This window comes from Halomonas sp. ML-15, assembly GCF_014779595.1.
Lineage (GTDB): Bacteria > Pseudomonadota > Gammaproteobacteria > Pseudomonadales > Halomonadaceae > Franzmannia.
In genome coordinates this window covers 1,621,526-1,643,164 of record NZ_JACXZT010000019.1, presented here as the reverse complement: position 1 = coordinate 1,643,164, position 21,639 = coordinate 1,621,526, and the positions used below count along the sequence as shown (strand labels likewise).

At 61.8% G+C, this 21,639-nt stretch carries 33 protein-coding genes; 30 read left to right on the top strand and 3 right to left on the bottom strand.

Annotated features, from left to right (window positions below; all coding sequences use genetic code 11):
• The first annotated feature begins 2 nt into the window (after positions 1–2).
• The 26 genes from rplD (at position 3) to rplQ (ending at position 12,602) form a co-directional block, all read left to right on the top strand.
• Positions 3–611 (top strand): 50S ribosomal protein L4, encoded by a 609-nt coding sequence (gene rplD / locus IEI94_RS19395; RefSeq protein WP_191168870.1) that lies wholly within the window; start codon positions 3–5, stop codon positions 609–611.
• On the top strand, positions 608–904 hold the full coding sequence (gene rplW / locus IEI94_RS19390; protein WP_191168869.1) for a 50S ribosomal protein L23: 297 nt from the start codon (positions 608–610) through the stop codon (positions 902–904). The genes rplD and rplW overlap by 4 nt, the downstream gene beginning before the upstream one ends.
• A 17-nt stretch (positions 905–921) precedes the next feature.
• Positions 922–1,749 (top strand): 50S ribosomal protein L2, encoded by an 828-nt coding sequence (rplB, locus tag IEI94_RS19385; RefSeq protein ID WP_191168868.1) that lies wholly within the window; start codon positions 922–924, stop codon positions 1,747–1,749.
• A 22-nt stretch (positions 1,750–1,771) separates the two neighbouring features.
• The gene (gene rpsS, locus IEI94_RS19380) at positions 1,772–2,047 is read left to right on the top strand and encodes a 30S ribosomal protein S19 (RefSeq protein ID WP_008959165.1); all 276 of its coding nucleotides are present in this window, start codon (positions 1,772–1,774) and stop codon (positions 2,045–2,047) included.
• A gap of 18 nt (positions 2,048–2,065) precedes the next feature.
• On the top strand, positions 2,066–2,398 hold the full coding sequence (rplV, locus tag IEI94_RS19375; RefSeq protein WP_018917732.1) for a 50S ribosomal protein L22: 333 nt from the start codon (positions 2,066–2,068) through the stop codon (positions 2,396–2,398).
• 11 nt (positions 2,399–2,409) lie between these two features.
• Positions 2,410–3,108 (top strand): 30S ribosomal protein S3, encoded by a 699-nt coding sequence (gene rpsC / locus IEI94_RS19370; protein ID WP_191168867.1) that lies wholly within the window; start codon positions 2,410–2,412, stop codon positions 3,106–3,108.
• 15 nt (positions 3,109–3,123) lie between these two features.
• The gene (gene rplP / locus IEI94_RS19365; protein ID WP_076749606.1) at positions 3,124–3,537 is read left to right on the top strand and encodes a 50S ribosomal protein L16; all 414 of its coding nucleotides are present in this window, start codon (positions 3,124–3,126) and stop codon (positions 3,535–3,537) included.
• Positions 3,537–3,728, top strand: coding sequence for a 50S ribosomal protein L29 (gene rpmC, locus IEI94_RS19360; RefSeq protein WP_076749605.1), 192 nt, complete (start codon positions 3,537–3,539; stop codon positions 3,726–3,728). Before rplP ends, rpmC begins: the two co-directional genes overlap by 1 nt.
• Position 3,729: 1 nt before the next feature.
• A complete protein-coding gene (gene rpsQ, locus IEI94_RS19355; protein WP_089659633.1) occupies positions 3,730–3,990 on the top strand; it encodes a 30S ribosomal protein S17 in 261 nt (86 codons plus the stop codon).
• A 54-nt stretch (positions 3,991–4,044) separates the two neighbouring features.
• Complete coding sequence (gene rplN, locus IEI94_RS19350; RefSeq protein WP_008959163.1) at positions 4,045–4,416, top strand: 50S ribosomal protein L14; 372 nt, start codon at positions 4,045–4,047, stop codon at positions 4,414–4,416.
• A gap of 14 nt (positions 4,417–4,430) precedes the next feature.
• Positions 4,431–4,745, top strand: coding sequence for a 50S ribosomal protein L24 (gene rplX / locus IEI94_RS19345; protein WP_009723895.1), 315 nt, complete (start codon positions 4,431–4,433; stop codon positions 4,743–4,745).
• Between the two features lie 18 nt (positions 4,746–4,763).
• Complete coding sequence (gene rplE / locus IEI94_RS19340) at positions 4,764–5,303, top strand: 50S ribosomal protein L5 (protein ID WP_095623209.1); 540 nt, start codon at positions 4,764–4,766, stop codon at positions 5,301–5,303.
• A gap of 10 nt (positions 5,304–5,313) precedes the next feature.
• Complete coding sequence (rpsN, locus tag IEI94_RS19335) at positions 5,314–5,619, top strand: 30S ribosomal protein S14 (RefSeq protein WP_191168866.1); 306 nt, start codon at positions 5,314–5,316, stop codon at positions 5,617–5,619.
• A 31-nt stretch (positions 5,620–5,650) separates the two neighbouring features.
• A complete protein-coding gene (rpsH, locus tag IEI94_RS19330) occupies positions 5,651–6,043 on the top strand; it encodes a 30S ribosomal protein S8 (protein ID WP_191168865.1) in 393 nt (130 codons plus the stop codon).
• 9 nt (positions 6,044–6,052) lie between these two features.
• Positions 6,053–6,583, top strand: a complete 531-nt coding sequence (gene rplF / locus IEI94_RS19325) for a 50S ribosomal protein L6 (protein WP_191168864.1) — start codon at positions 6,053–6,055, stop codon at positions 6,581–6,583.
• Between the two features lie 9 nt (positions 6,584–6,592).
• Positions 6,593–6,943: a 50S ribosomal protein L18 gene (gene rplR / locus IEI94_RS19320; RefSeq protein WP_191168863.1), complete on the top strand. Its 351-nt coding sequence runs from the start codon at positions 6,593–6,595 to the stop codon at positions 6,941–6,943.
• Positions 6,944–6,954: 11 nt separating this feature from the next.
• Positions 6,955–7,455: a 30S ribosomal protein S5 gene (gene rpsE / locus IEI94_RS19315; protein ID WP_191168862.1), complete on the top strand. Its 501-nt coding sequence runs from the start codon at positions 6,955–6,957 to the stop codon at positions 7,453–7,455.
• 6 nt (positions 7,456–7,461) lie between these two features.
• Positions 7,462–7,644 carry a 50S ribosomal protein L30 gene (rpmD, locus tag IEI94_RS19310; protein ID WP_076749592.1) on the top strand — a complete coding sequence of 61 codons (183 nt, stop codon included), beginning with the start codon at positions 7,462–7,464 and terminating at the stop codon, positions 7,642–7,644.
• 3 nt (positions 7,645–7,647) lie between these two features.
• Positions 7,648–8,082 carry a 50S ribosomal protein L15 gene (gene rplO / locus IEI94_RS19305; protein WP_191168861.1) on the top strand — a complete coding sequence of 145 codons (435 nt, stop codon included), beginning with the start codon at positions 7,648–7,650 and terminating at the stop codon, positions 8,080–8,082.
• Positions 8,083–9,414 carry a preprotein translocase subunit SecY gene (gene secY, locus IEI94_RS19300; protein ID WP_191168860.1) on the top strand — a complete coding sequence of 444 codons (1,332 nt, stop codon included), beginning with the start codon at positions 8,083–8,085 and terminating at the stop codon, positions 9,412–9,414. It abuts the gene before it with no gap.
• A 28-nt stretch (positions 9,415–9,442) separates the two neighbouring features.
• Positions 9,443–9,556, top strand: coding sequence for a 50S ribosomal protein L36 (gene rpmJ, locus IEI94_RS19295; protein ID WP_009099023.1), 114 nt, complete (start codon positions 9,443–9,445; stop codon positions 9,554–9,556).
• 124 nt (positions 9,557–9,680) lie between these two features.
• A complete protein-coding gene (gene rpsM, locus IEI94_RS19290) occupies positions 9,681–10,037 on the top strand; it encodes a 30S ribosomal protein S13 (protein WP_076749588.1) in 357 nt (118 codons plus the stop codon).
• A gap of 39 nt (positions 10,038–10,076) precedes the next feature.
• Positions 10,077–10,463: a 30S ribosomal protein S11 gene (rpsK, locus tag IEI94_RS19285; RefSeq protein ID WP_011505752.1), complete on the top strand. Its 387-nt coding sequence runs from the start codon at positions 10,077–10,079 to the stop codon at positions 10,461–10,463.
• A gap of 12 nt (positions 10,464–10,475) precedes the next feature.
• On the top strand, positions 10,476–11,096 hold the full coding sequence (gene rpsD, locus IEI94_RS19280; RefSeq protein WP_191168859.1) for a 30S ribosomal protein S4: 621 nt from the start codon (positions 10,476–10,478) through the stop codon (positions 11,094–11,096).
• Between the two features lie 81 nt (positions 11,097–11,177).
• The gene (locus tag IEI94_RS19275) at positions 11,178–12,176 is read left to right on the top strand and encodes a DNA-directed RNA polymerase subunit alpha (protein WP_191168858.1); all 999 of its coding nucleotides are present in this window, start codon (positions 11,178–11,180) and stop codon (positions 12,174–12,176) included.
• A 39-nt stretch (positions 12,177–12,215) separates the two neighbouring features.
• Positions 12,216–12,602: a 50S ribosomal protein L17 gene (gene rplQ / locus IEI94_RS19270; protein ID WP_191168857.1), complete on the top strand. Its 387-nt coding sequence runs from the start codon at positions 12,216–12,218 to the stop codon at positions 12,600–12,602.
• A gap of 307 nt (positions 12,603–12,909) precedes the next feature.
• Here rplQ and uvrA read toward each other — a convergent pair whose 3' ends face one another.
• Positions 12,910–15,771, bottom strand: a complete 2,862-nt coding sequence (gene uvrA / locus IEI94_RS19265) for an excinuclease ABC subunit UvrA (RefSeq protein WP_191168856.1) — start codon at positions 15,769–15,771, stop codon at positions 12,910–12,912.
• A 180-nt stretch (positions 15,772–15,951) separates the two neighbouring features.
• Between uvrA and IEI94_RS19260 the strand changes: the two genes are divergently transcribed.
• The 4 genes from IEI94_RS19260 to IEI94_RS19245 all read left to right on the top strand — a co-directional run bounded on the left by IEI94_RS19260 (position 15,952) and on the right by IEI94_RS19245 (position 19,642).
• A complete protein-coding gene (locus IEI94_RS19260) occupies positions 15,952–17,337 on the top strand; it encodes an MFS transporter (protein WP_191169675.1) in 1,386 nt (461 codons plus the stop codon).
• A 66-nt stretch (positions 17,338–17,403) separates the two neighbouring features.
• The gene (gene ssb, locus IEI94_RS19255) at positions 17,404–18,012 is read left to right on the top strand and encodes a single-stranded DNA-binding protein (RefSeq protein ID WP_191168855.1); all 609 of its coding nucleotides are present in this window, start codon (positions 17,404–17,406) and stop codon (positions 18,010–18,012) included.
• 2 nt (positions 18,013–18,014) lie between these two features.
• Positions 18,015–18,887, top strand: coding sequence for a sugar nucleotide-binding protein (locus IEI94_RS19250; RefSeq protein ID WP_191168854.1), 873 nt, complete (start codon positions 18,015–18,017; stop codon positions 18,885–18,887).
• Positions 18,884–19,642: a lysophospholipid acyltransferase family protein gene (locus IEI94_RS19245; protein ID WP_191168853.1), complete on the top strand. Its 759-nt coding sequence runs from the start codon at positions 18,884–18,886 to the stop codon at positions 19,640–19,642. Before IEI94_RS19250 ends, IEI94_RS19245 begins: the two co-directional genes overlap by 4 nt.
• Positions 19,643–19,717: 75 nt before the next feature.
• On the opposite strand, the gene fabB is transcribed toward IEI94_RS19245, so the two are convergent.
• Both fabB and fabA read right to left on the bottom strand, forming a co-directional pair.
• Entirely contained in the window at positions 19,718–20,935 is a 1,218-nt protein-coding gene (fabB, locus tag IEI94_RS19240; protein WP_191168852.1) for a beta-ketoacyl-ACP synthase I, read from the bottom strand.
• 12 nt (positions 20,936–20,947) lie between these two features.
• Positions 20,948–21,463 carry a 3-hydroxyacyl-[acyl-carrier-protein] dehydratase FabA gene (gene fabA / locus IEI94_RS19235; RefSeq protein WP_191168851.1) on the bottom strand — a complete coding sequence of 172 codons (516 nt, stop codon included), beginning with the start codon at positions 21,461–21,463 and terminating at the stop codon, positions 20,948–20,950.
• Positions 21,464–21,639: the final 176 nt, after the last annotated feature.

The following is a 21,639-nucleotide window of genomic DNA, read 5'->3' as shown; positions in this document are numbered from 1 at the left end:
CGATGAATCTGAATCTAGCAGGTGCTAGCGCCGGCACTATCGAAGTGTCCGAAGCGACCTTTGGCAAAGAATTCAACGAAGCGCTGGTACATCAGGTCGTCACCGCCTATCTGGCCGGTGGTCGTCAGGGTACTCGCGGCCAGAAGAACCGTTCCGAAGTGCGTGGCGGCGGCAAGAAGCCGTGGCGCCAGAAGGGTACTGGTCGTGCCCGTGCCGGTACCATCCGCTCGCCGCTATGGCGTAGCGGCGGTGTGACCTTTGCAGCGCGTCCTCAGGACCACTCGCAGAAGGTCAACCGCAAGATGTACCGCGCGGCGATGCGCTCGATCCTTTCGGAACTGGTGCGTCAGGAGCGTCTGGTGGCGGTCGAAGAGATCACCGTCGACGCGCCCAAGACCAAGCAGCTGGTTGCCAAGCTCGGTGAGCTGGGGCTCGAGAAAGTGCTGATCGTTACCGAAGAACTCGACGAGAAGCTCTACCTGGCTGCCCGCAATATCCCTAACGTGGATGTCGTGGACGTTGCCGCCGCCGACCCGGTGAGCCTGGTCGCCTTCGACAAGGTGTTGGTCACCGTCTCTGCTCTGCGTAAATTCGAGGAGAAGCTGGCATGAACCAGGAACGTGTATTCAAGGTTCTGCTTGGTCCGCACATGACCGAGAAGGCCGCTTTCGCCGCTGAACGCAATCAGTATGTGTTCAAGGTGGCGGACGACGCGACCAAGCCGGAGATCAAGAAGGCCGTCCAGGCTCTGTTCGGCAAGAAGGTCGATCGCGTGCAGGTCCTGAACATGAAGGGCAAGACCAAGCGCACCGCAAATGGCATCGGTCAGCGCAAGGGTTACCGCAAAGCGTATGTGACCCTGGCCGCGGGCGAGACGCTCGAAGACTTCTCTGGCGCCGAATAAGGGCAGGAGTACGGATCATGGCAGTAGTCAAGACTAAACCCACTTCCGCCGGTCGTCGTCACGTCGTCAAGATCGTCAACGACGAGATCTACAAGGGCCGCGCTTACGCGCCGCTACTTGAGAAAAAGTCCAAGTCCGGTGGACGTAATAACAACGGTCGCATCACCACCCGTCACGTGGGCGGTGGCCACCGTCAGCACTATCGTCTGGTCGATTTCAAGCGCACCAAGGATGGCGTTCCTGCCGTCGTTGAGCGTATCGAATACGACCCGAACCGCAGTGCGCACATTGCACTGCTCAAGTACCTGGACGGCGAGCGCCGCTACGTCATCGCGCCCAAGGGCGTGAAGGCTGGCGATACCCTCGAGTCCGGCGTCAACGCAGCGATCAAGCGGGGTAATACCCTGCCGTTGCGTAACATCCCGGTGGGCTCCACCGTGCACTGCATCGAGCTGAAACCCGGCAAGGGCGCACAGATCGCACGCAGCGCCGGTACCAGTGCTCAGCTGGTCGCCCGCGAAGGCAACTACGCTTCGGTTCGTCTGCGCTCCGGCGAGATGCGCAAGATTCTGGCCGAGTGCCGTGCGACCTTGGGTGAAGTGAGCAACTCCGAGCACAGCCTGCGTCAACTTGGCAAGGCCGGTGCGAAGCGCTGGAGAGGTGTGCGTCCGACTGTTCGCGGCGTGGCCATGAACCCGGTGGATCACCCGCACGGTGGCGGTGAAGGCCGCACCAGCGGTGGTCGTCACCCGGTGACTCCGTGGGGCGTTCCCACGAAGGGCCACAAGACCCGTAAGAACAAGCGCACCGACAAGCTTATCGTTCGTCGCCGCAAGGCCAAGTAACACACATTAAGGGGTAACGGCTGTGCCACGTTCACTGAAGAAAGGTCCTTTTATCGACCTTCATCTGCTGAAGAAGGTTGAGGCTGCAGTGGAGAAGAGCGATCGCAAACCGATCAAGACCTGGTCGCGTCGCTCCATGATCCTGCCGAACATGGTGGGCCTCACCATTGCAGTCCATAACGGTCGCCAACACGTCCCGGTGCATGTCTCCGAGGAAATGGTTGGCCACAAGCTGGGCGAATTCGCTGCCACCCGCACTTATCGCGGTCATGCGGCGGACAAGAAAGCCAAACGGTAAGCCAGAGAGGATTGAGAGATGGAAGTCACAGCTAAGCTGCGTGGCGCTCGTTTATCCGCCCAGAAGGCCCGTTTGGTGGCTGACCAGGTGCGCGGTAAACCGGTCGCCGAAGCAATTGACCTGCTGACCTTCTCACCGAAGAAGGCTGCCAAGTTGGTCAAGAAAGTGCTTCAGTCCGCCATCGCGAATGCGGAAGAAAATAACGGCATGGACATCGACGAGCTGCGTGTCTCGACCATCTGCGTCGATGAGGGCATGACGCTCAAGCGTATCAAGCCGCGCGCCAAAGGCCGTGCGGATCGTATCTTGAAGCGCACCTGCCACATCACCGTCAAGGTAGCCGAGAAGTAGGAGTCGACCAGATGGGTCAGAAAGTAAATCCGACAGGTATTCGGCTGGGTATCGTCAAAGACCATACCTCGGTGTGGTACGCCGAGCGCGGTACTTATGCCGACAAGCTGAACAACGATCTCGAAGTGCGTCGCTTCCTCGAGGAGCGGCTGAAGAATGCGTCCGTGAGTCGCATCCACATCGAGCGTCCGGCGAACAATGCCCGCATCACCATTCACACCGCCCGTCCGGGCATCGTGATTGGCAAGAAGGGTGAAGACGTCGACCGTTTGCGTCGCGACGTCACCCAGATGATGGGCGTGCCGGTGCACGTTAACATCGAAGAGATCCGCAAGCCGGAGCTCGACGCCATGCTCGTCGCGCAGAACATTGCCGGCCAGCTCGAGCGTCGCGTGATGTTCCGTCGTGCCATGAAGCGTTCCGTTCAGAACGCCATGCGCCTGGGCGCCGGTGGTATCAAGGTGATGCTGTCAGGTCGCCTTGGTGGTGCGGAAATCGCGCGTACCGAATGGTACCGCGAAGGTCGCGTGCCGCTGCACACTCTGCGTGCGGACATCGACTACGCCGCCTATGAGGCCAAGACCACCTACGGCATCATCGGTGTCAAGGTCTGGGTCTTCAAGGGTGAAATCCTCGGGGGCATCGAAGAGGTTCGCGCCAAGGCTAAGCAGCCGACGAACGCGCCCTCCAAGAAGAAAGGTTCCAGGTAAGGGGAGAGCGAATCGATGTTACAACCCAAGCGTATGAAATTCCGCAAGATGCAGAAAGGCCGTAATCGTGGCCTGGCGCATCGCGGAAGCAAAGTGAGTTTCGGCGAGTATGGCCTCAAGGCCACCGGTCGCGGCCGCGTCACCGCCCGCCAGATCGAGGCAGGTCGTCGTGCCATCAGCCGTCATGTGAAGCGTGGTGGCAAGATCTGGATCCGGGTATTCCCGGACAAGCCGATCTCCAAGAAGCCCCTGGAAGTCCGTATGGGTAAGGGGAAGGGCTCGGTCGAGTATTGGGTCGCGCAGATCCAGCCAGGCCGCGTCCTGTACGAGATCGAGGGTGTTTCTGAAGAGCTGGCACGTGAGGCGTTCAGCCTGGCGGCTCAAAAGTTCCCGGTCTCCACCACCTTTGTGAAACGGACGGTGATGTGATGAAAGCCCAGGAAATTCGTGAAAAGTCAGTAGAAGAGCTTAACGAGCAGCTCTTTGAACTCCTCCGCGAGCAGTTCAACCTGCGCATGCAGAAGGCCACCGGCCAACTGAGCCAGACTCATCTGCTCAAGCAGGTCCGTCGGGATATTGCCCGCGTGAAGACTGTGCTCAACGAGAAGGCAGGTGACTGAGATGGCCGAAGAAAAGAAAGCCCGTACGCTCACCGGCAAGGTGGTGAGCGACAAGATGGACAAGTCCATCGTCGTGATGATCGAGCGCCGTGAGCGTCACCCGATCTACGGTAAGTACATGAAGCGCTCCACCAAGCTGCACGCCCATGACGAGGCGAATCAGGCCAAGGCCGGCGACACGGTTTCCATTCAGGAATCGCGTCCGCTGTCCAAGAAGAAGGCCTGGACGTTGGTCGAGGTGGTCGAGCAAGCCAAGGGCTAAGTTCGGCAAGCGCCTTCGAAACCAGTGCAGTCAGATTAGGTTTGGAGAAAACCGATGATTCAGACTCAGACAATGCTGGATGTCGCCGACAACAGCGGAGCGCGCCGGGTGCAATGCATCAAGGTGCTGGGCGGTTCACACCGTCGCTATGCCCGCGTTGGGGACATCATCAAGGTAACGGTGAAAGAAGCCATTCCGCGGGGTAAGGTCAAGAAGGGCCAGGTCCTCAAGGCAGTGGTCGTTCGCACCCGTAGTGGCGTCCGTCGTCCCGACGGTTCGCTGATCCGCTTCGATGGAAATGCGGCGGTTCTGTTGAACAACACCAACGAGCAGCCGATCGGCACCCGTATTTTTGGTCCGGTCACTCGTGAACTTCGCAACGAGAAGTTCATGAAGATCATTTCCTTGGCGCCTGAAGTGCTGTAAGGAGCGAGGCGGATATGCAAAAGATCAAACGTGATGATGAAGTCATCGTCATCGCCGGCAAGGATAAGGGCAAGCGCGGCACCGTCAAGCGGGTTCTCGAAAACCGCTTCGTGGTGTCCGGTGTGAATATGATCAAGCGTCACACCAAGCCCAATCCCATGGCGGGCAATCAGGGCGGTATCGTCGAGCGCGAGGCTCCGATTCACGCGTCCAACGTAGCCATCTTCAATTCGGAGACCGGTAAGGCGGATCGCGTCGGCTTCCAGGTGAAGGAAGACGGTACCAAGGTACGTATCTACAAGTCGACGCAGACGCAGATCGACGCCTAACGCGAGTCGGGTAGCAAAATGGCGAACTTGAAAGAACGTTATCAAAACGAGGTGGCAGCTCAACTCAAAGAGCAGTTCAGCTACGCCAACGTTATGCAGGTACCCCGGATCACCAAGGTGACCCTCAACATGGGTATCGGCGAAGCGACCAGTGATAAAAAGCTGATCGAAAATGCCGTCGGTGACCTGGAGAAGCTCTCCGGTCAGAAGCCGATGGTGACCAAGGCACGCAAGTCCATCGCGGGCTTCAAGGTGCGTGAAGGCTGGCCCATTGGTATCAAGGTCACACTGCGCAGTGCGCGCATGTGGGACTTCCTGGACCGCCTGGTGAATATCGCGATCCCCCGCGTACGTGACTTCCGTGGTCTCAACCCGAAGTCCTTCGACGGTCGTGGCAACTACTCGATGGGGGTGCGTGAGCAGATCATCTTCCCGGAGATCGAATATGATAAGATCGACCGGATCCGTGGTCTGGACGTCACCATCACCACCACTGCCAACACCGATGAAGAAGGTCGTGCGCTGCTGAGCGCGCTGAACTTCCCGTTCAAGAAATAAGGGTGGGATCATGGCAAAGAAAAGCATGGTAGAGCGTGAGCTCAAGCGTACCAAGCTGGTCGCGAAGTACGCTGCAAAGCGTACCGAGCTCAAGGCTATCATCAACGACGTGAACGCTTCAGACGAAGAGCGCTTCGACGCGCAGCTCAAGCTGCAGCAGCTGCCGCGCGACTCGAGCCCGGTACGTCAGCGTAACCGCTGCCGTATCACCGGCCGTCCGCACGGCTTCTACAACAAGTTCGGCCTCGGTCGCAACAAGCTGCGTGAAGCCGCCATGCGTGGCGACGTCCCTGGGCTCAAGAAGTCCAGCTGGTAACGGCCACGTAGATCATCAGGAGCGCAACGTAATGAGCATGCAAGATACGCTGGCGGATATGTTCACTCGTATCCGCAATGCGCAGATGGCCACCAAGGAGACGGTCACCATGCCGTCCTCCAAGCTGAAGGTCGAGGTGGCCCGCGTATTGAAGGAAGAGGGTTACATCCACGACATCGCCGTCGCAGAAGGTGCCAAGCCCGAGCTGACCCTGACTCTCAAGTATTTTGAGGGCAAGGCGGTTATCGAGCACATTCAGCGGGTGTCCAAGCCGTCTCTGCGCCAGTACAAGGGCAAGGACGGCCTGCCGAAAGTCGCTGATGGCCTGGGTATCGCGATCGTTTCCACCTCTAATGGCGTGATGACCGATCGTGCGGCTCGTCAGGCTGGTGTCGGTGGCGAAGTCATCTGCACCGTATTCTAGGAGTTTGGAATGTCCCGCGTAGCCAAATATCCGGTTAAATTGCCCAGCGGCGTCGAGGTCAAGCTCGATGGCGACCAGCTGTCCGTCAAGGGCTCTCAAGGCACACTCTCCATGACCGTTCATGGAGACGTGGCCCTCGGCCAGGAAGAGGGTCAGTTGACCTTCGCGCCGAGTGAGTCCGCCAAGAGCTGGGCAATGGCCGGCACTACCCGTGCACTGGTCCAGAACATGGTCACCGGTGTAAGCGAGGGCTTCACCAAGTCCCTCGAGATCAATGGCGTCGGCTATCGTGCCCAGGCAAGTGGCAAGACGCTCAACCTGACACTCGGCTTCTCCCACCCGGTCGAATACACGCTGCCGGAAGGTGTCTCTGCGGAAACCCCGAAGAACACCGTGATCGTGCTGAAGAGCGCGAGCAAGCAGCAGCTCGGCCAGGTTGCCGCGGAAATCCGCGCCTTCCGTCCGCCCGAACCCTACAAGGGCAAGGGTATCCGGTACGGCGACGAGCAGGTCCGCCGCAAAGAAGCCAAGAAGAAGTAAGGCAGGGTTATGAACGCGAAGAAAGAATCTCGTCTCCGTCGTGCCCGCCGCGCTCGCGCCAAGATCCGCGAGCTGGGCGTGTTCCGCCTGTGCGTAAACCGTACGCCTCGCCACATCTATGCGCAGATCATCTCGCCGGATGGTGGTAAGGTCCTGGCCAGTGCATCGACGCTGGACAAGGCCCTACGCGAGGGTGCGACAGGTAATTCAGACGCCGCCGCCAAGGTGGGTGCACTGATTGCCGAACGCGCCAAGGTAGCGGGCATCACTCAGGTTGCCTTCGACCGGGCTGGTTTCAAGTACCACGGTCGTGTCAAGGCCCTGGCCGACGCCGCTCGTGAAGGCGGCCTGGAATTCTAAAGGGTTTTACGATGGCGAAGAACGAACAGAACAACGGCGATCTGCAAGAGAAACTCGTGCAGGTCAACCGTGTCGCCAAGGTGGTCAAGGGTGGCCGTATCTTCGGTTTCACCGCATTGACTGTCGTTGGTGATGGCAATGGTCGTGTCGGCTTCGGTCGCGGCAAGGCGCGTGAAGTGCCTGTGGCGATCCAGAAGGCCATGGACCAGGCGCGCCGTAACATGATCAAGGTTAGCCTCAGCGGCCACACGCTGCAGTACCCGGTAAAGGCCCGTCACGGTGCCTCCAAGGTGTACATGCAGCCGGCCTCCGAGGGTACCGGGATCATCGCCGGTGGTGCCATGCGCTCCGTGCTCGAACTGGCTGGCGTCCATGACGTCCTGGCCAAGTGCTACGGATCCACCAACCCGGTGAACGTGGTGCGTGCGACCATCAATGGTCTCTCCTCCATGCAGTCTCCGGACGACATCGCCGCCAAGCGCGGCCTGTCTGTCGAAGCGATCACGGGGTAAGACACCATGGCAGCAACACTCAAGGTTACCCAGATCCGCAGTTCCATCGGCATACTGCCCAAGCACAAGGCTACGATGAAAGGTCTTGGGCTGCGCCGCATTGGTCACTCGGTCGAACTGGAAGACACCCCTGCCGTACGCGGCATGATCCACAAGGTTAATTACCTTGTGCGCGTTGAGGGAGAGTAATCCATGAAACTCAATAGCCTGAGCCCGGCACCGGGTTCCAAGCACGCCGAGAAGCGCGTCGGTCGTGGCATCGGCTCCGGCCTGGGCAAAACCGGTGGCCGCGGCCACAAGGGCCAGAAGTCGCGTAGCGGCGGCTCGGTCAAGCCCGGTTTCGAGGGCGGTCAGATGCCGCTGCAGCGTCGTCTGCCCAAGTTCGGCTTCACCTCCATGAAGTCGCTGGTTTCCGAGGAAGTGCGCCTGGCCGAGCTGGCCAAGGTTGCGGGTGATGAAGTCACCCTGCAGTCCCTCAAGGATGCCAACGTGCTCAAGGACGCCACGCTACACGCGAAGGTGATCCTCTCCGGCGAACTGAACAAGGCGGTCACCGTTCGCGGCATCAAGGTCACCAAGGGTGCCCGTGCTGCGATCGAAGCCGCCGGTGGCAAGGTAGAGGACTAAATGGCTAAGTCAGGAAAAATGCCGGCGACGGGCAGCGGTCTGAGTGAACTGTGGGCGCGTCTGCGCTTCGTGCTCCTCGCCATCGTGGTGTACCGGATCGGTGCCCACATCCCCGTGCCGGGTATCAATCCTGACCAGCTTGCTGCCTTGTTCAGGGAGCAGCAGGGCACCATCCTGGGCATGTTCAACATGTTCTCGGGTGGCGCCCTGGAGCGCATGAGTATCTTCGCCCTCGGCATCATGCCGTACATCTCGGCGTCGATCATCATGCAGCTGCTGACTGCGGTCTCGCCTCATCTTGAGCAGCTCAAGAAGGAAGGCGAGGCCGGCCGTCGCAAGATCAGCCAGTACACGCGCTACGGTACGGTGCTATTAGCCTTCATTCAGGCGGTCGGCATGTCCGTTGGCCTGGCGGGGCAAGGCATCGCCTACACCGCGGACTTCAGCTTCTATTTCACGGCCGTGACGACCTTTGTCGCCGGTGCCGTGTTCATGATGTGGCTGGGGGAGCAGATCACCGAGAAGGGCATCGGCAACGGCATTTCGCTGCTGATCTTTGCCGGGATCGTTGCAGGCCTGCCGGGCGCTGTGGGTCAAGCGTTCGAACTGGCACGCAACGAGGGTGCCTGGAACGTACTGCCCTTGCTGGCGCTGTCCGTACTGGGTATCGCTACTGTGGCGTTCGTGGTGTTCATCGAGCGCGGTCAGCGCCGCATCACGGTGAACTATCCGCGCCGCCAGGTAGGTAACAAGATGTATGCCGGTCAGAGCAGCTATCTGCCGCTGAAGGTCAACATGGCGGGCGTGATCCCGGCCATCTTCGCGTCCAGTATTCTGCTGTTCCCCGCCTCGCTCGGCCAGTGGGTCGGTGCCGGTGAGGGTATGGACTGGTTGCAGACGGCGTCGTTGGCTCTCGGGCCAGGACAGCCGCTGTATATCTTGCTTTTCGGCGCGGCGGTGATATTCTTCTGCTTCTTTTACACAGCGCTGGTCTTCAACCCCAAGGATGTCGCTGACAACCTCAAGAAGTCGGGGGCCTTCCTGCCGGGCATACGCCCTGGTGAGCAGACTGCTCGCTATGTCGACAAGGTCATGACGCGTCTGACCCTGTTCGGTGCCTTGTACATCACTGCGGTTTCCCTGATGCCCCAGTTCCTGATCGTGGCCTGGAACGTGCCGTTTTTCTTCGGCGGTACCTCGTTGCTGATCGTGGTCGTGGTCATCATGGACTTCATGGCCCAGGTGCAGTCGCACCTCATGTCGAACCAGTATGAGTCGGTGATGAAGAAGTCCAACCTGAAAGGCTACGGTAGCGGCGGCATCATGCGCTGAGGCGCGCCGTTGCGATTTGGAGAGAACGATGAAAGTTCGAGCTTCCGTAAAGAAAATGTGCCGTAACTGCAAGATCATTCGACGCAATGGCGCTGTACGCGTTATCTGCATCGAACCGCGGCATAAGCAGCGCCAGGGTTGATCCCTGAGCTGTGATTTAACCGGGTGCCGGCATGCCTCTTGCCCTCTGGGAGGGAAAGGGGTATGCTGTTGCGCCTTTTGTAGATGATTAATCGAGCAAGCCGCTCAAATTTCGGAGTAAGCTGATGGCCCGTATTGCAGGCGTCAATATCCCGGACAACAAGCATGCGGCGATCTCGCTGACCTATATCTTCGGGATTGGCCGCACTCGCGCACAGGCAGTCTGTGCAGCAGCCGGTATTGCGCCGACCACTAAGATCCAGGCCCTGTCCAATGAAGAACTGGACACCCTGCGTTCTGAAGTCGGCAAGTACACCGTAGAAGGTGACCTTCGTCGTGATGTGACGCTGAATATCAAGCGTCTCATGGACTTGGGTTGCTACCGTGGTCTGCGTCATCGTCGTGGTCTTCCGCTGCGTGGTCAGCGTACCAAGACCAATGCGCGTACCCGTAAGGGCCCGCGCAAGCCGATCCGCAAATAACACGCATGTTCTGGCGTTAAGACAGGAAGAAACATCAACATGGCTAACCCGCGTAGTAACCGTAAAAAGGTGAAAAAGCAGGTAGTGGATGCGGTTGCCCACATCCACGCCTCTTTTAACAACACGATCGTGACGATCACAGACCGCCAGGGCAACGCTCTGTCATGGGCGACTGCCGGTGGTTCGGGTTTTCGTGGTTCTCGCAAGAGCACCCCGTTCGCTGCTCAAGTGGCAAGCGAACGTGCAGCGACTGCTGCAGCCGAGTATGGTGTGAAAAACGTCGACGTGCTGGTCAAGGGCCCCGGTCCAGGCCGTGAATCCGCCGTGCGCGCGCTCAACGCCGCCGGCTTCCGCGTGCAAAGCATCACCGACGCGACGCCCGTTCCCCACAACGGCTGCCGTCCGCCGAAGAAACGCCGCGTTTAAGGAGACAGATTCATGGCTCGTTACATTGGACCGAAGTGCAAACTGTCTCGTCGTGAGGGCACCGACCTCTTTCTGAAGAGCGGTGTCACTCCCTTCGAGAAGAAGTGCAAATCCGAGCAGATCCCGGGTGTGCACGGCCAGCGCCGTCAGCGTCTTTCCGACTACGGCTTGCAGCTTCGTGAGAAGCAGAAAGTGCGTCGTATGTATGGCGTACTCGAAAAGCAGTTCCGCAACTACTACAAGGAAGCTGCCCGTATCAAGGGCGCGACCGGCGAAGTGTTGCTGCAGCTGCTCGAATCCCGACTGGACAATGTCGTCTACCGCATGGGCTTCGGCTCGACTCGCTCTGAAGCGCGTCAGCTGGTGAGTCACAAGGCGATCGCCGTCAATGGCAAGACCGTCAACGTGGCGTCCTACAAGGTCAAGCCGGGTGACGTGGTGTCCGTTCGCGAGAAGTCCAAGAACCAGGCACGCATCCAGTCCGCATTGGCGATCTCCGCCAACCGTGGCGATGTGGCTTGGATCGACGTCGACTCCAAGAAGATGGAAGGCACTTTCAAGGCTCTGCCTGAACGTGGCGACTTGTCTGCCGACATCAACGAAAACCTGATCGTCGAGCTGTACTCGAAGTAATCACCCGCTGGGTGATGCCGGGTCCGCAAGGGCCCGGCGTAGAGTACCGAGTATCCGTTTGGCAGCCTGAAAGGTGTTCATATGCAGCGTTCAGTGACAGAGTTTCTCCGTCCTCGCGATATCAAGGTCGAAGAGATCAGCGCGCACCACGCGAAGATCGTGCTCGAACCGTTCGAGCGCGGCTTCGGTCACACCCTGGGGAATGCTCTGCGTCGCATCCTGCTCTCGTCCATGCCCGGCTGTGCCGTGGTGGAAGCCGAGATTGCTGGCGTCGACCATGAGTACAGTGCGATCGAGGGGGTCCAGGAAGACGTCATCGAAATCCTTCTGAACCTCAAGGACGTGGCGATCAAGATGCATAGCCGCGACGAGGCGGTGCTCTCGCTGAACAAGCAGGGCCCGACCGTCGTGACCGCAGGTGACATCGCCATCGACCACGACGTCGAGATCGTCAATCCCGAGCACGTCATCGCCCACGTCAACGAGGGCGCCGAGCTGCAGATGCAGCTCAAGATCGCTCGCGGCCGTGGCTATGAGCCGGCGGATACCCGCCTCGGTGCGGATGACGAATCACGGGCCATTGGTCGCCTGCAGCTGGATGCGACCTTCAGCCCCGTTCGCCGTGTTTCCTACGCCGTTGAAGCGGCGCGTGTCGAGCAGCGTACCGATCTCGACAAGCTGGTCATCGACCTGGAAACCGACGGCACCCTGGATCCGGAAGAGGCGATCCGTCGCAGCGCGACCATCCTGCAAGAGCAGTTGGGTGCGTTCGTCGACCTGGAAGCCGACAAGGAACAGGAAGTGGAGGAGGAAGAGGATCATATCGATCCCATCCTGCTGCGCCCCGTAGACGATCTCGAGTTGACCGTCCGCAGTGCCAACTGCCTGAAAGCCGAGAACATCTATTACATCGGCGATCTGATCCAGCGCACCGAGGTGGAGCTGTTGAAGACCCCGAATCTCGGCAAGAAGTCGTTGAATGAAATCAAGGACGTGTTGGCTGCGCGCGGTCTGTCCCTCGGCATGCGACTGGAGAATTGGCCTCCGGCAAGCCTGAAGGACGACAAGGCCTCAGCGTGAGCGTCGACTCGAGTCCCAGTTTGGTAAGGAATCACAACCATGCGTCATCGTAAGAGTGGTCGCCACTTAAACCGTACCAGCTCGCATCGTCATGCCATGTTCAAGAACATGTGCGTGTCGCTGGTCGAGCATGAAATGATCAAGACTACCCTGCCCAAGGCCAAGGAACTGCGTCGTCATATCGAGCCGCTGATCACCCTGGCCAAGCAGGACAGCGTCGCCAACCGTCGTCTGGCCTTCAGCCGCACCCGCTCCAAAGAAGCGGTCGGCAAGCTCTTCAATGAGCTGGGTCCGCGTTACGTCGAGCGTCCGGGCGGTTACGTCCGTATTCTCAAGTGCGGCTTCCGCACCGGCGACAACGCGCCCATGGCCTATGTCGAACTGGTCGACCGTCCGATCGCCGAAGAGGCTGCTGCCGAGGAGTGATCCCCGGCGTTGCTTTCGGTAGGACAAACAAAACCGGCTCCTTTCGAGGAGCCGGTTTTTTTAGTGCTCATTGCCAGTGATCGCCTTTTCATCGCGGCTTCCCGTCGACAGCTCTTCGCGGGGGCGCTGTGAACCCGTCCATGGGCGCTACCGATTCCCTGCTTCGCTCTCGCATCCTGCTCCGCTTGCAGGTCCGGTGCTGGCCATCCATGGCCAGCCCGTTCGGAGCAGTGCTCCTTACCCCTGGAATCGAACCCCCGCTACGACCTGTCCCCGGCGCCGCTGCCATTGTGGTTGACTCACAAGTCTAGGCCGTCGCTTTCGACTCGGCCTTCAGGGTCTTGGCCCGGGCCAGCAGCGGCTTGAGGAAGTGGCCGGTGTGGGATGCGGCTATCTTGGCGACCTGCTCGGGGGTGCCTTCGGCGATGATATGGCCGCCGCCGGAGCCGCCCTCGGGGCCGAGGTCGATGACCCAGTCAGCGGTCTTGATCACATCCAGGTTGTGCTCGATGACCACGATGGTGTTGCCGTGGTCGCGCAGGCGGTGGAGCACGGTGAGCAGCTGTCGGATATCCTCGAAGTGCAGACCGGTGGTGGGCTCGTCGAGGATATAGAGGGTCTGACCGGTGTCGCGCTTGGCCAGCTCGCGGGCCAGCTTGACGCGCTGCGCCTCGCCGCCGGAGAGGGTGGTGGCGCTCTGGCCCAGGCGGATATAGGAGAGCCCGACGTCGAGCAGGGTCTGCAGGCGGCGGGCAATCGCCGGCACCGGTGAGAAGAACTCCAGCGCCTCTTCCACGGTCATCTCGAGGACTTCGTGGATGCTCTTGCCTTTGTACTTAATCTCCAGCGTCTCGCGGTTGTAGCGGTTGCCCTTGCAGACGTCGCAGGGCACGTAGATATCGGGCAGGAAGTGCATCTCTACCTTGATCATGCCTTCGCCCTGGCACGCCTCGCAGCGCCCGCCCTTGACGTTGAAGCTGAAGCGGCCTGGCTTGTAGCCCCGCGAGCGGGCTTCCTGGGTGCCGGCAAACAGCTCGCGGATCGGCGTGAAGATGCCGGTGTAGGTGGCGGGGTTGGAGCGCGGCGTTCGGCCGATGGGGCTCTGGTCGATATCGATGACCTTGTCGAGCTGCTCGAGCCCTTCGATCTTGGCATGGGGCGCCGCTGTCAGGGTGGTGGCGCGGTTGAGCTCGCGGGCGGCGATCGGCATCAGGGTGCCGTTGATCAGTGTCGATTTGCCCGAACCGGACACGCCGGTCACGCAGATGAACAGCCCCAAGGGCAGCGTCAGGGTGACATCCTGCAGATTGTTGCCGCTGGCGCCGGTGAGGCGTAGCTGTTTCTCGGGGTTGCCGGGAATGCGCCACGGTGGCACCTCGATGCGCCGCGTGCCGGCCAGGTATTGCCCCGTCAGCGACGCCTTGCTTTCGATGATCTGTTGCGGGGTGCCTTGGGCGACGATCTGGCCGCCATGGACGCCGGCGCCGGGGCCGATGTCGAGGACATGGTCGGCGGCGAGGATCGCTTCCTCGTCGTGTTCGACCACGATCACGGTATTGCCCAGGTCGCGGAGGTGGACCAGGGTCTTGAGCAGCCGGTCGTTGTCGCGCTGGTGAAGGCCGATTGAGGGCTCGTCGAGGATATACATCACCCCCACCAGACCGGCGCCGATCTGGCTGGCCAAGCGGATACGCTGGGCCTCGCCGCCGGAGAGCGTATCGGCGCTGCGCTCCAGGTTGAGGTAGTCGAGCCCGACATTGACCAGAAACTCCAGGCGCGCCTGGATCTCATGAATGATCTTGTCGGCGATCTCGCCCTTGCGGCCGGGCAGTGCCAGCTGCTGGAAATAGCGCAGCGCCTCACCGATCGGCATCCGCACCATCTCCGGTAGCGGGCGGTCGTCGATATAGACGTGGCGTGACTCCTGGCGCAGCCGCGTACCGTGGCAGCTGGGGCAGGGCTGTACGGCGAGGTATTTGGCGAGGTCCTCACGGACCATGTTGGATTCGGTTTCGCGGTAGCGGCGCTGCATATTGGGCAGCACGCCCTCGAAGGGGTGTTCACGGGTGACCTTGCGACCGCGATCATTGACGTAGCTGAAGGCGATGTCGTCATGGCCGCTGCCGTGGAGGATTACCTCCTGCTCGTGGCGGGCGAGATCCTGCCAGGGCGTTTCTAGAGCGAAGCGGTAGTGCTCCGCCACTGCCTGCAACTGATTGAAGTAGTAGACGCTGCGCCGGTCCCAGCCCTTGATCACCCCTTCGGCCAGGGAGAGTTCCGGATGACTGATCAGCTTGGCCTGATCGAAGAACTGCTGGACGCCGAGCCCATCGCAGGTCTGGCAGGCGCCGGCGGGGTTGTTGAAGGAGAACATCCGCGGCTCGAGTTCGGCGATGGAGTAGCCGCACACCGGGCAGGCGAAGCGCGCCGAGAAGTTGATGTCCTCATGCTCGCCGTCCATGAAGTGGATCACCGCCACGCCATCGGCCAGCCCCAGCGCGGTCTCGAAGGACTCGGCGAGGCGCTGCTGCAGGCCGTCACGTACCTTGATGCGATCGACCACCACGCTGATATCGTGTTTCTTGTTCTTGTCCAGCGGGGCGATATCGTCGAGCTCGAGAATCTGGCCATCGACCATGGCGCGTACAAAACCCTGGGCGCGCAGCTCGGCGAGTAGCTGCAGGTGTTCGCCCTTGCGGCCGCTGACCACCGGCGCCAGCAGCATCAGCTTGCTGCCCTCGGGCAGTGCGATGACCTGGTCGACCATCTGCGAGATGGTCTGGGCCTCGAGATCCTCACCATGCTCCGGGCAGCGCGGCGTACCGGCGCGGGCGAACAGCAGGCGGAGGTAGTCGTAGATCTCGGTAATGGTGCCGACAGTGGAGCGAGGGTTGTGGGAGGTGGATTTCTGTTCGATGGAGATCGCCGGGGACAGCCCCTCGATATGGTCGACGTCGGGTTTCTCCATCATCGACAGGAACTGGCGCGCATAGGTCGAGAGCGATTCGACGTAGCGGCGCTGGCCTTCGGCGTAGAGCGTATCGAAGGCCAGCGACGATTTGCCCGAGCCGGATAGCCCGGTGACCACGATCAGTTTGTCGCGGGGCAGCTCGACGTCGATCTGCTTGAGGTTGTGGGTGCGCGCACCCCTGACCAGAATCCTGTCCATTACCACCTCGTGCGCAACGCAAAAGCTCGATTATACGGCCCCGCCATGAGCTGCGGCAAAGCCGCATGATATAAAGCGGTAATGCGTGATGGATTCCCTGCACGGCGGTGAGTGGGTAGAATACTCGGTCCATCGCTATCGGGCGCGCGTCGCCCGTTCACATGAGTTCGACACGTTGCACTGCGCATGCTCTCTGGTCTGCTGTTAGCCACCGAACGCCGGGCCATCATTGGCCTGGCCAGCCTGTATGCCTCGCGCATGCTGGGGCTGTTCATGGTGTTGCCGGTACTGGCGCTGTACGCCGACGACCTGGCCGGCGCCACGCCGCTGCTGATCGGTCTGGCGCTGGGCGCCTACGGATTGACTCAGGCGATTCTGCAGATCCCTTTCGGGCTGCTCTCCGACCGCATCGGGCGCAAGACGGTGATCGCCGCGGGGCTGGTGCTGTTCATGCTCGGCAGCGTGGTCGCGGCGCTGGCCGACAGCATCGGCGGGGTGATTCTCGGCCGCTGCCTGCAGGGTAGCGGGGCGGTGGCGGCAGCGATCATGGCGCTGCTCGCCGACCAGACCCGGGAGCAGGTGCGCACTGCAGCGATGGCCACCATCGGCATGTCGATCGGGGTCGCCTTCGCCCTGGCAATGGTGATCGGTCCGTGGTTGGCCAGTGGTTTTGGCCTGGCCGGGGTGTTCTGGTTCACCGCGCTGCTGGCGGCGGTGAGCCTGCTGGTGCTGTGGCGGTTGGTGCCCCAGGCGCCGCGACGACTGCGTCACCGCGACGTGCTGCTCGACCGCGCCCAGCTCAAGGCCACGCTGGGGCGCAGCGACCTGGTCAGGCTGGATGTCTCGATCTTTGCCCTGCATTTGATTCTGATGGCGATCTTCGTCGCCGTGCCGTTTCGCCTGCTGGAGGTGGGTATCGCCATACCGCACCACGGCTGGGTCTATTTTGGCGTCATGGCGCTGGCCTTCGTGGTCATGGTGCCGCTGGTGATCTTCGCCGAGAAGCGTCAGCGCATGCGCGGGGTGTTCTTACTGGCGGTGGGCGGCATGGCGCTATGTTTACTGGGACTGGGCGCGCTGCCGGTGGGCCTGGTGTCACTAGGGCTGCTGCTGCTGGGTTTTTTCACTGCTTTCAATCTGCTCGAGGCGACGCTGCCCTCGATGCTCAGCAAGTTGGCACCGGCCGGGGCCAAGGGCACTGCCATGGGGGTCTATTCCACCAGCCAGTTCCTGGGCGCCTTTCTGGGCGGCGTACTGGGCGGTGGCTTGGCCCAACAGTGGGGCCTCGATGCGGTATTCTATGGCTGTGCGCTGGTCGGGCTGGGCTGGCTGGCGGCGATCTGGGGGATGCCGGCGCCGCGCCATCTGGCCAGTGAAGTGGTAGCGTTGGACGAGCAGGCGCATGGCGATGCCCTGGAGACGCTGATGGAGCGTTTTGCCGACGTGGCCGGGGTGGAGGACGTGCTGGTGGTGCCGGAAGAGCGGCTGGCCTATCTCAAGGTGGACCGCCAGCGGCTCGACAGCGATGCCCTGGCGCGTGTGGTGGGGATCAAGCGAAACCACTAGCCGTTGGCTGGTGGTCAATAAGTCACTGGGGCGTCCAGGCGTCGCCCGGCAATCAAGGAGTGAGACATGGCTCGTGGAGTTAACAAGGTTATCCTGATCGGTAACCTCGGTCAGGACCCGGAGGTGCGCTTCCTGCCTTCCGGCAACCCGGTGGCCAATCTGCGGATCGCCACCACCGACAGCTGGACCGATCGTCAGAGCGGTCAACGTCAGGAGCGCACCGAATGGCATACCGTGGTGCTCTTCAACAAGCTGGCCGAGATCGCCCAGCAGTACGTCAAGAAGGGCTCGCGGATCTACATCGAAGGCCGCCTGCAGACCCGCAAATGGCAAGGTCAGGACGGACAGGATCGCTATAGCACCGAGATCGTCTGCAACGACATGCAGATGCTCGACAGCCGCGCTGGCGGCCAGGGCGGCGACTTCCAGCAGCAGGGCAACATGCCGCAACAGGGCGGCTACGGCCAGCAAGGCGGCTATGGCCAGCAGGGCGGCAACGCCCCGCAGCCGCCGCCCCAGGGCGGCGGTCAGCCGCGCCCACAGCCGGCGCCGCAGCCCGCTCCCCAGCAGCCGCCGGCCCAGGGTGGGCAGCAGGGCGGTCAGCAGCAGGGCAATAACTATGGCGCGCCGGCGCCGGGCAGCTTCGACGATTTCGACGACGAAATTCCGTTCTGATCGTGAAGCTGCTGATACTCGATGCCGGCCACTGTCTGAGCCTGGCGCTAGCGCGTGAGGTCAATCGGCGCAGCGATACTCGACTGATGATCGAGGAGGGGCCAGTGATCAGCGCCGACGCTCTTGCCGAGCGGGCGCCGGACGCGCTGGTGATTCCGCCGCTGGCCAGGCCGATCAGCGCCGAGCCGGCGGCGGTGGTTGCCCACGCCGAGGCGGTTGAAGCGTGTCTGAAGGCCTGTCGGGCGACGCGCACGCCGCTGGTATGGTGTGTTTCCGACCAGCTCTATGAGGATGGTCATGATGCGCCGATCGATGAGCATGTGATTCCGGCACCGCGTGACGAAAGCCTGCGGCGGCTTATCCAGGTCGGTGACCGCATTCGCCAGCAGTATGCCGAGCACCTGATCGTGCGGCTGGGGCCGCTGTTCGCGCTGGACGGCGCCAGCGCCTGGCTCAGCGAGCTGATCGATAGCCTGCTGGCCGGCGATGAGGTGCGGGTAGCCGAGGATGTGATCTTCTGCCCGACCTCTGCGGATGCTGCGGCCATGGCCCTGCTCGGCATGCTGCACCAGCAGCACTGTGGCGCACAGGCCTGGGGGGCCTATCACCTGGCCGGCACTGAGCCGGTCAGCGGCTACACCTTCGCCTCGATGGTGCGCACCCAGCTGGCGACGCGCCTTGAAGGGTTGGGCGAGCAGGTCGAGCTGGGGCCGCTCAAGGCGCTCAGTCATCATCACGACCAGCCGCTGCGCCGAGTGCTCAACTGCCGACGGGTGCTGGAAGCCTTTGGCGTGCACCAGAAGCCCTGGCGCTTGGAGGTGGGGCGGATGCTCGATACCTGGTGCCATGGGCGCAACGGTGGAGCGGCACCATGAATCTGCTGCGCAGCCTGCTGTTCTATGTCGGCTATTTCCTGACCATGCTGGTATGCGGGGTGCTGTTCCTGCCGCTGGCGCCGCTGCTGCCGCTGGCCGGCCGCTACCGACTGCTCAATCTGTATAACCACGCCATTATCGCCTGGTTTCGGATCAGCTGTGGCGTACGCTACGACATCCGCGGCCTCGAAAACCTACCCGACGTGCCCTGTGTGATCCTCGCCAACCACCAGTGCGAGTGGGAGACGCTGTTCCTGCAGGTGCTCAAGGCCCCGGTATGCACGGTACTCAAGCGTGAGCTGCTGAATATCCCGATATTCGGCTGGGGACTGCGTCTGCTGCATCCCATTGCGCTGGATCGCTCCCGGCCGGCGAGGGCCATGCGGCAGGTGCTGACCCAGGGCAAGCAGCGCCTCGAAGCGGGACTGTCGGTGCTGATCTTTCCCGAGGGCACGCGGGTCGCGCCGGGCAATCGGCGGCGCTACAACAAGAGCGGCGTGGTGATCGCCTGTCGTGCCGGCATGCCGGTGTTGCCGGTGGCGCATAACGCCGGTGAGCGCTGGCCGGGGCGCCACTGGGTCAAGAACCCGGGACGCCTCTCGGTACGGGTCGGCGAGCCGATCGACACCCGTGAGCGCAGCCCCGAAGAGGTGCTGGCAGAGGTCGAGGCATGGATCGAGGGCCAGCTGACGGAGATTTCCGAGGTGCCCAGGCCTGCGGCGCCGGTTGGGCGCGGCGAGCCGCTGCCGGGTTGACGTTGCCGTAGGCTTGAACGATAACGGCGCCTATCGAGGCGCCGTTATCGTATGCATATGACGTGAGTCTGGCGGTCAGTCGCTGAATGTCTCCAGCACCAGGCAGGCATTGGTGCCGCCAAACCCGAAGCTGTTGGAGAGCACGCGGTTGACCTGGGTGTCATCGCGACGCTGGGTGACGATATCGAAGCCGGCGGCCTGCTCGTCGAGTTCATCGACGTTGGCGGAGGCGGCGATAAAGTCGTGCTCCATCATCAGCAGCGAGTAGATCGCCTCCTGCACGCCGGTGGCGCCCAGCGAGTGGCCGGTCAGCGACTTGGTGGAGCTCATCGCCGGGGTCTGGTTGCCGAACACTTCGCGTATCGCCTTGAGTTCGGCGACATCGCCCACCGGCGTCGAGGTGCCGTGGGTATTGATATAGTCGATGCTGCCATCGACAGTGGCCAGCGCCTGGCGCATGCAGCGTGCGGCCCCTTCGCCGGAGGGCGCTACCATGTCGTGGCCGTCTGACGTCGCACCGTAGCCGGTGACCTCGGCGTAGATCCTGGCGCCACGCGCCTTGGCGTGTTCGAGTTCCTCGAGCACCAGCATGCCGCCGCCGCCGGCGATGACGAAGCCGTCGCGGGCCTGATCGTAGGGTCGCGACGCCTTTTCCGGGGCGTCGTTGTAGTGGGTCGAGAGCGCGCCCATGGCGTCGAAGAGGCACGACAGGGTCCAGTGCTCCTCCTCACCGCCGCCGGCAAACACCACGTCCTGCTTGCCGAGCTGGATCTGCTCCACGGCGCTACCGATGCAGTGCGCCGAGGTGGCGCAGGCCGAGGAGATCGAGTAGTTGACCCCCTTGATCTTGAACGGCGTGGCCAGGCAGGCCGAAACGGTGCTACCCATGGTGCGGGTGACCCGATAGGGGCCCACTCGTCGCAGGCCCTTCTCGCGCATCACGTCGGCAGCCTCGACCTGGTTGGCGCTGGAAGCGCCACCCGAGCCGGCGATCAGGCCGGTTCGCTCGTGGGAGACCTGTTCAGGTGCCAGGCCGGCATCGTCGATGGCCTGGACCATGGAGACATAGGCGTAGGCCGCGGCATCGCCCATGAAACGACGCAGTTTGCGGTCAATCAGGGCGTCTAGGTCGATATCGACCACGCCGGCGACCTGGCTGCGAAAGCCACGTTCGGCGTATTCATCCTTGAAGCGAATACCCGAGCGCCCTGCCTTGAGCGCATCGAGGACCTGGTGCTGGTCATTGCCGAGGCAAGACACGATGCCGAGCCCAGTGACTACCACTCGTCGCATGGAAGCCTCCTGTCAGAAATTCGCGGTAGAGGTGAACAGGCCGACACGCAGGTCGTTGGCCTGATAGATATCGCGGCCATCGACGGTCACGGTGCCGTCGGCCATGCCCAGTATCAGGCGCCGGGTGATGATGCGCTTGATATTGATATGGTAGGTGACCTTCTTGGCCTCGGGCAGGATCTGGCCACTGAACTTGACGTCACCGCAGCCCAGCGCGCGGCCACGTCCGGGGTGGCCCAGCCAGCCGAGGTAGAAGCCGACCAGCTGCCACATGGCATCCAGGCCCAGGCAGCCTGGCATCACCGGGTCGCCGGGAAAATGGCAGTCGAAAAACCACAGGTCCGGGGTGATATCGAGCTCGGCGATCAGTTCGCCTTTACCGTGATCACCGCCTGCCTCGTTGATGCGCACGATGCGGTCGAGCATCAGCATGTTGGGGGCCGGCAGTTGGGCATTGCCAGGGCCGAACAGTTCGCCTCGGCTGCATGCCAGCAGCTCGTCACGGCAATAGGATTCTTGCTTGGTCACTGAGTCGTTCCGAGTGTCGAATATAGTGTGAACCGCGGCGCACGCGGACTGGCTGCATTCTACTGACAGCGGGCGGCGATTGCACGTGGCCGTCGGCGCTAGCGTTGGCAGGCATAATTTTGCATTGCCCTTCAGCCTGGGGCCATGATGCCGATAACTCAATGATGATGGCAAAC

What these genes read in the sequence shown, in the direction of transcription:
- fabB (WP_191168852.1), bottom strand. Translation starts at nt 20,935, where the DNA reads ATGCGACGAGTGGTAGTCACTGGGCTCGGCATCGTGTCTTGCCTCGGC.
- rplN (WP_008959163.1), top strand. Translation starts at nt 4,045, where the DNA reads ATGATTCAGACTCAGACAATGCTGGATGTCGCCGACAACAGCGGAGCG.
- ssb (WP_191168855.1), top strand. Translation starts at nt 17,404, where the DNA reads ATGGCTCGTGGAGTTAACAAGGTTATCCTGATCGGTAACCTCGGTCAG.
- rpsH (WP_191168865.1), top strand. Translation starts at nt 5,651, where the DNA reads ATGAGCATGCAAGATACGCTGGCGGATATGTTCACTCGTATCCGCAAT.
- rplE (WP_095623209.1), top strand. Translation starts at nt 4,764, where the DNA reads ATGGCGAACTTGAAAGAACGTTATCAAAACGAGGTGGCAGCTCAACTC.
- rplF (WP_191168864.1), top strand. Translation starts at nt 6,053, where the DNA reads ATGTCCCGCGTAGCCAAATATCCGGTTAAATTGCCCAGCGGCGTCGAG.
- rpsD (WP_191168859.1), top strand. Translation starts at nt 10,476, where the DNA reads ATGGCTCGTTACATTGGACCGAAGTGCAAACTGTCTCGTCGTGAGGGC.
- uvrA (WP_191168856.1), bottom strand. Translation starts at nt 15,771, where the DNA reads ATGGACAGGATTCTGGTCAGGGGTGCGCGCACCCACAACCTCAAGCAG.
- secY (WP_191168860.1), top strand. Translation starts at nt 8,083, where the DNA reads ATGGCTAAGTCAGGAAAAATGCCGGCGACGGGCAGCGGTCTGAGTGAA.
- rplD (WP_191168870.1), top strand. Translation starts at nt 3, where the DNA reads ATGAATCTGAATCTAGCAGGTGCTAGCGCCGGCACTATCGAAGTGTCC.
- rplP (WP_076749606.1), top strand. Translation starts at nt 3,124, where the DNA reads ATGTTACAACCCAAGCGTATGAAATTCCGCAAGATGCAGAAAGGCCGT.
- rpsK (WP_011505752.1), top strand. Translation starts at nt 10,077, where the DNA reads ATGGCTAACCCGCGTAGTAACCGTAAAAAGGTGAAAAAGCAGGTAGTG.
- rpmD (WP_076749592.1), top strand. Translation starts at nt 7,462, where the DNA reads ATGGCAGCAACACTCAAGGTTACCCAGATCCGCAGTTCCATCGGCATA.
- rplB (WP_191168868.1), top strand. Translation starts at nt 922, where the DNA reads ATGGCAGTAGTCAAGACTAAACCCACTTCCGCCGGTCGTCGTCACGTC.
- rplX (WP_009723895.1), top strand. Translation starts at nt 4,431, where the DNA reads ATGCAAAAGATCAAACGTGATGATGAAGTCATCGTCATCGCCGGCAAG.
- rplV (WP_018917732.1), top strand. Translation starts at nt 2,066, where the DNA reads ATGGAAGTCACAGCTAAGCTGCGTGGCGCTCGTTTATCCGCCCAGAAG.
- rplR (WP_191168863.1), top strand. Translation starts at nt 6,593, where the DNA reads ATGAACGCGAAGAAAGAATCTCGTCTCCGTCGTGCCCGCCGCGCTCGC.
- IEI94_RS19275 (WP_191168858.1), top strand. Translation starts at nt 11,178, where the DNA reads ATGCAGCGTTCAGTGACAGAGTTTCTCCGTCCTCGCGATATCAAGGTC.
- rplQ (WP_191168857.1), top strand. Translation starts at nt 12,216, where the DNA reads ATGCGTCATCGTAAGAGTGGTCGCCACTTAAACCGTACCAGCTCGCAT.
- rpsE (WP_191168862.1), top strand. Translation starts at nt 6,955, where the DNA reads ATGGCGAAGAACGAACAGAACAACGGCGATCTGCAAGAGAAACTCGTG.
- rpsC (WP_191168867.1), top strand. Translation starts at nt 2,410, where the DNA reads ATGGGTCAGAAAGTAAATCCGACAGGTATTCGGCTGGGTATCGTCAAA.
- rpmJ (WP_009099023.1), top strand. Translation starts at nt 9,443, where the DNA reads ATGAAAGTTCGAGCTTCCGTAAAGAAAATGTGCCGTAACTGCAAGATC.
- rpmC (WP_076749605.1), top strand. Translation starts at nt 3,537, where the DNA reads ATGAAAGCCCAGGAAATTCGTGAAAAGTCAGTAGAAGAGCTTAACGAG.
- IEI94_RS19245 (WP_191168853.1), top strand. Translation starts at nt 18,884, where the DNA reads ATGAATCTGCTGCGCAGCCTGCTGTTCTATGTCGGCTATTTCCTGACC.
- rpsM (WP_076749588.1), top strand. Translation starts at nt 9,681, where the DNA reads ATGGCCCGTATTGCAGGCGTCAATATCCCGGACAACAAGCATGCGGCG.
- rplW (WP_191168869.1), top strand. Translation starts at nt 608, where the DNA reads ATGAACCAGGAACGTGTATTCAAGGTTCTGCTTGGTCCGCACATGACC.
- rpsQ (WP_089659633.1), top strand. Translation starts at nt 3,730, where the DNA reads ATGGCCGAAGAAAAGAAAGCCCGTACGCTCACCGGCAAGGTGGTGAGC.
- rplO (WP_191168861.1), top strand. Translation starts at nt 7,648, where the DNA reads ATGAAACTCAATAGCCTGAGCCCGGCACCGGGTTCCAAGCACGCCGAG.
- rpsN (WP_191168866.1), top strand. Translation starts at nt 5,314, where the DNA reads ATGGCAAAGAAAAGCATGGTAGAGCGTGAGCTCAAGCGTACCAAGCTG.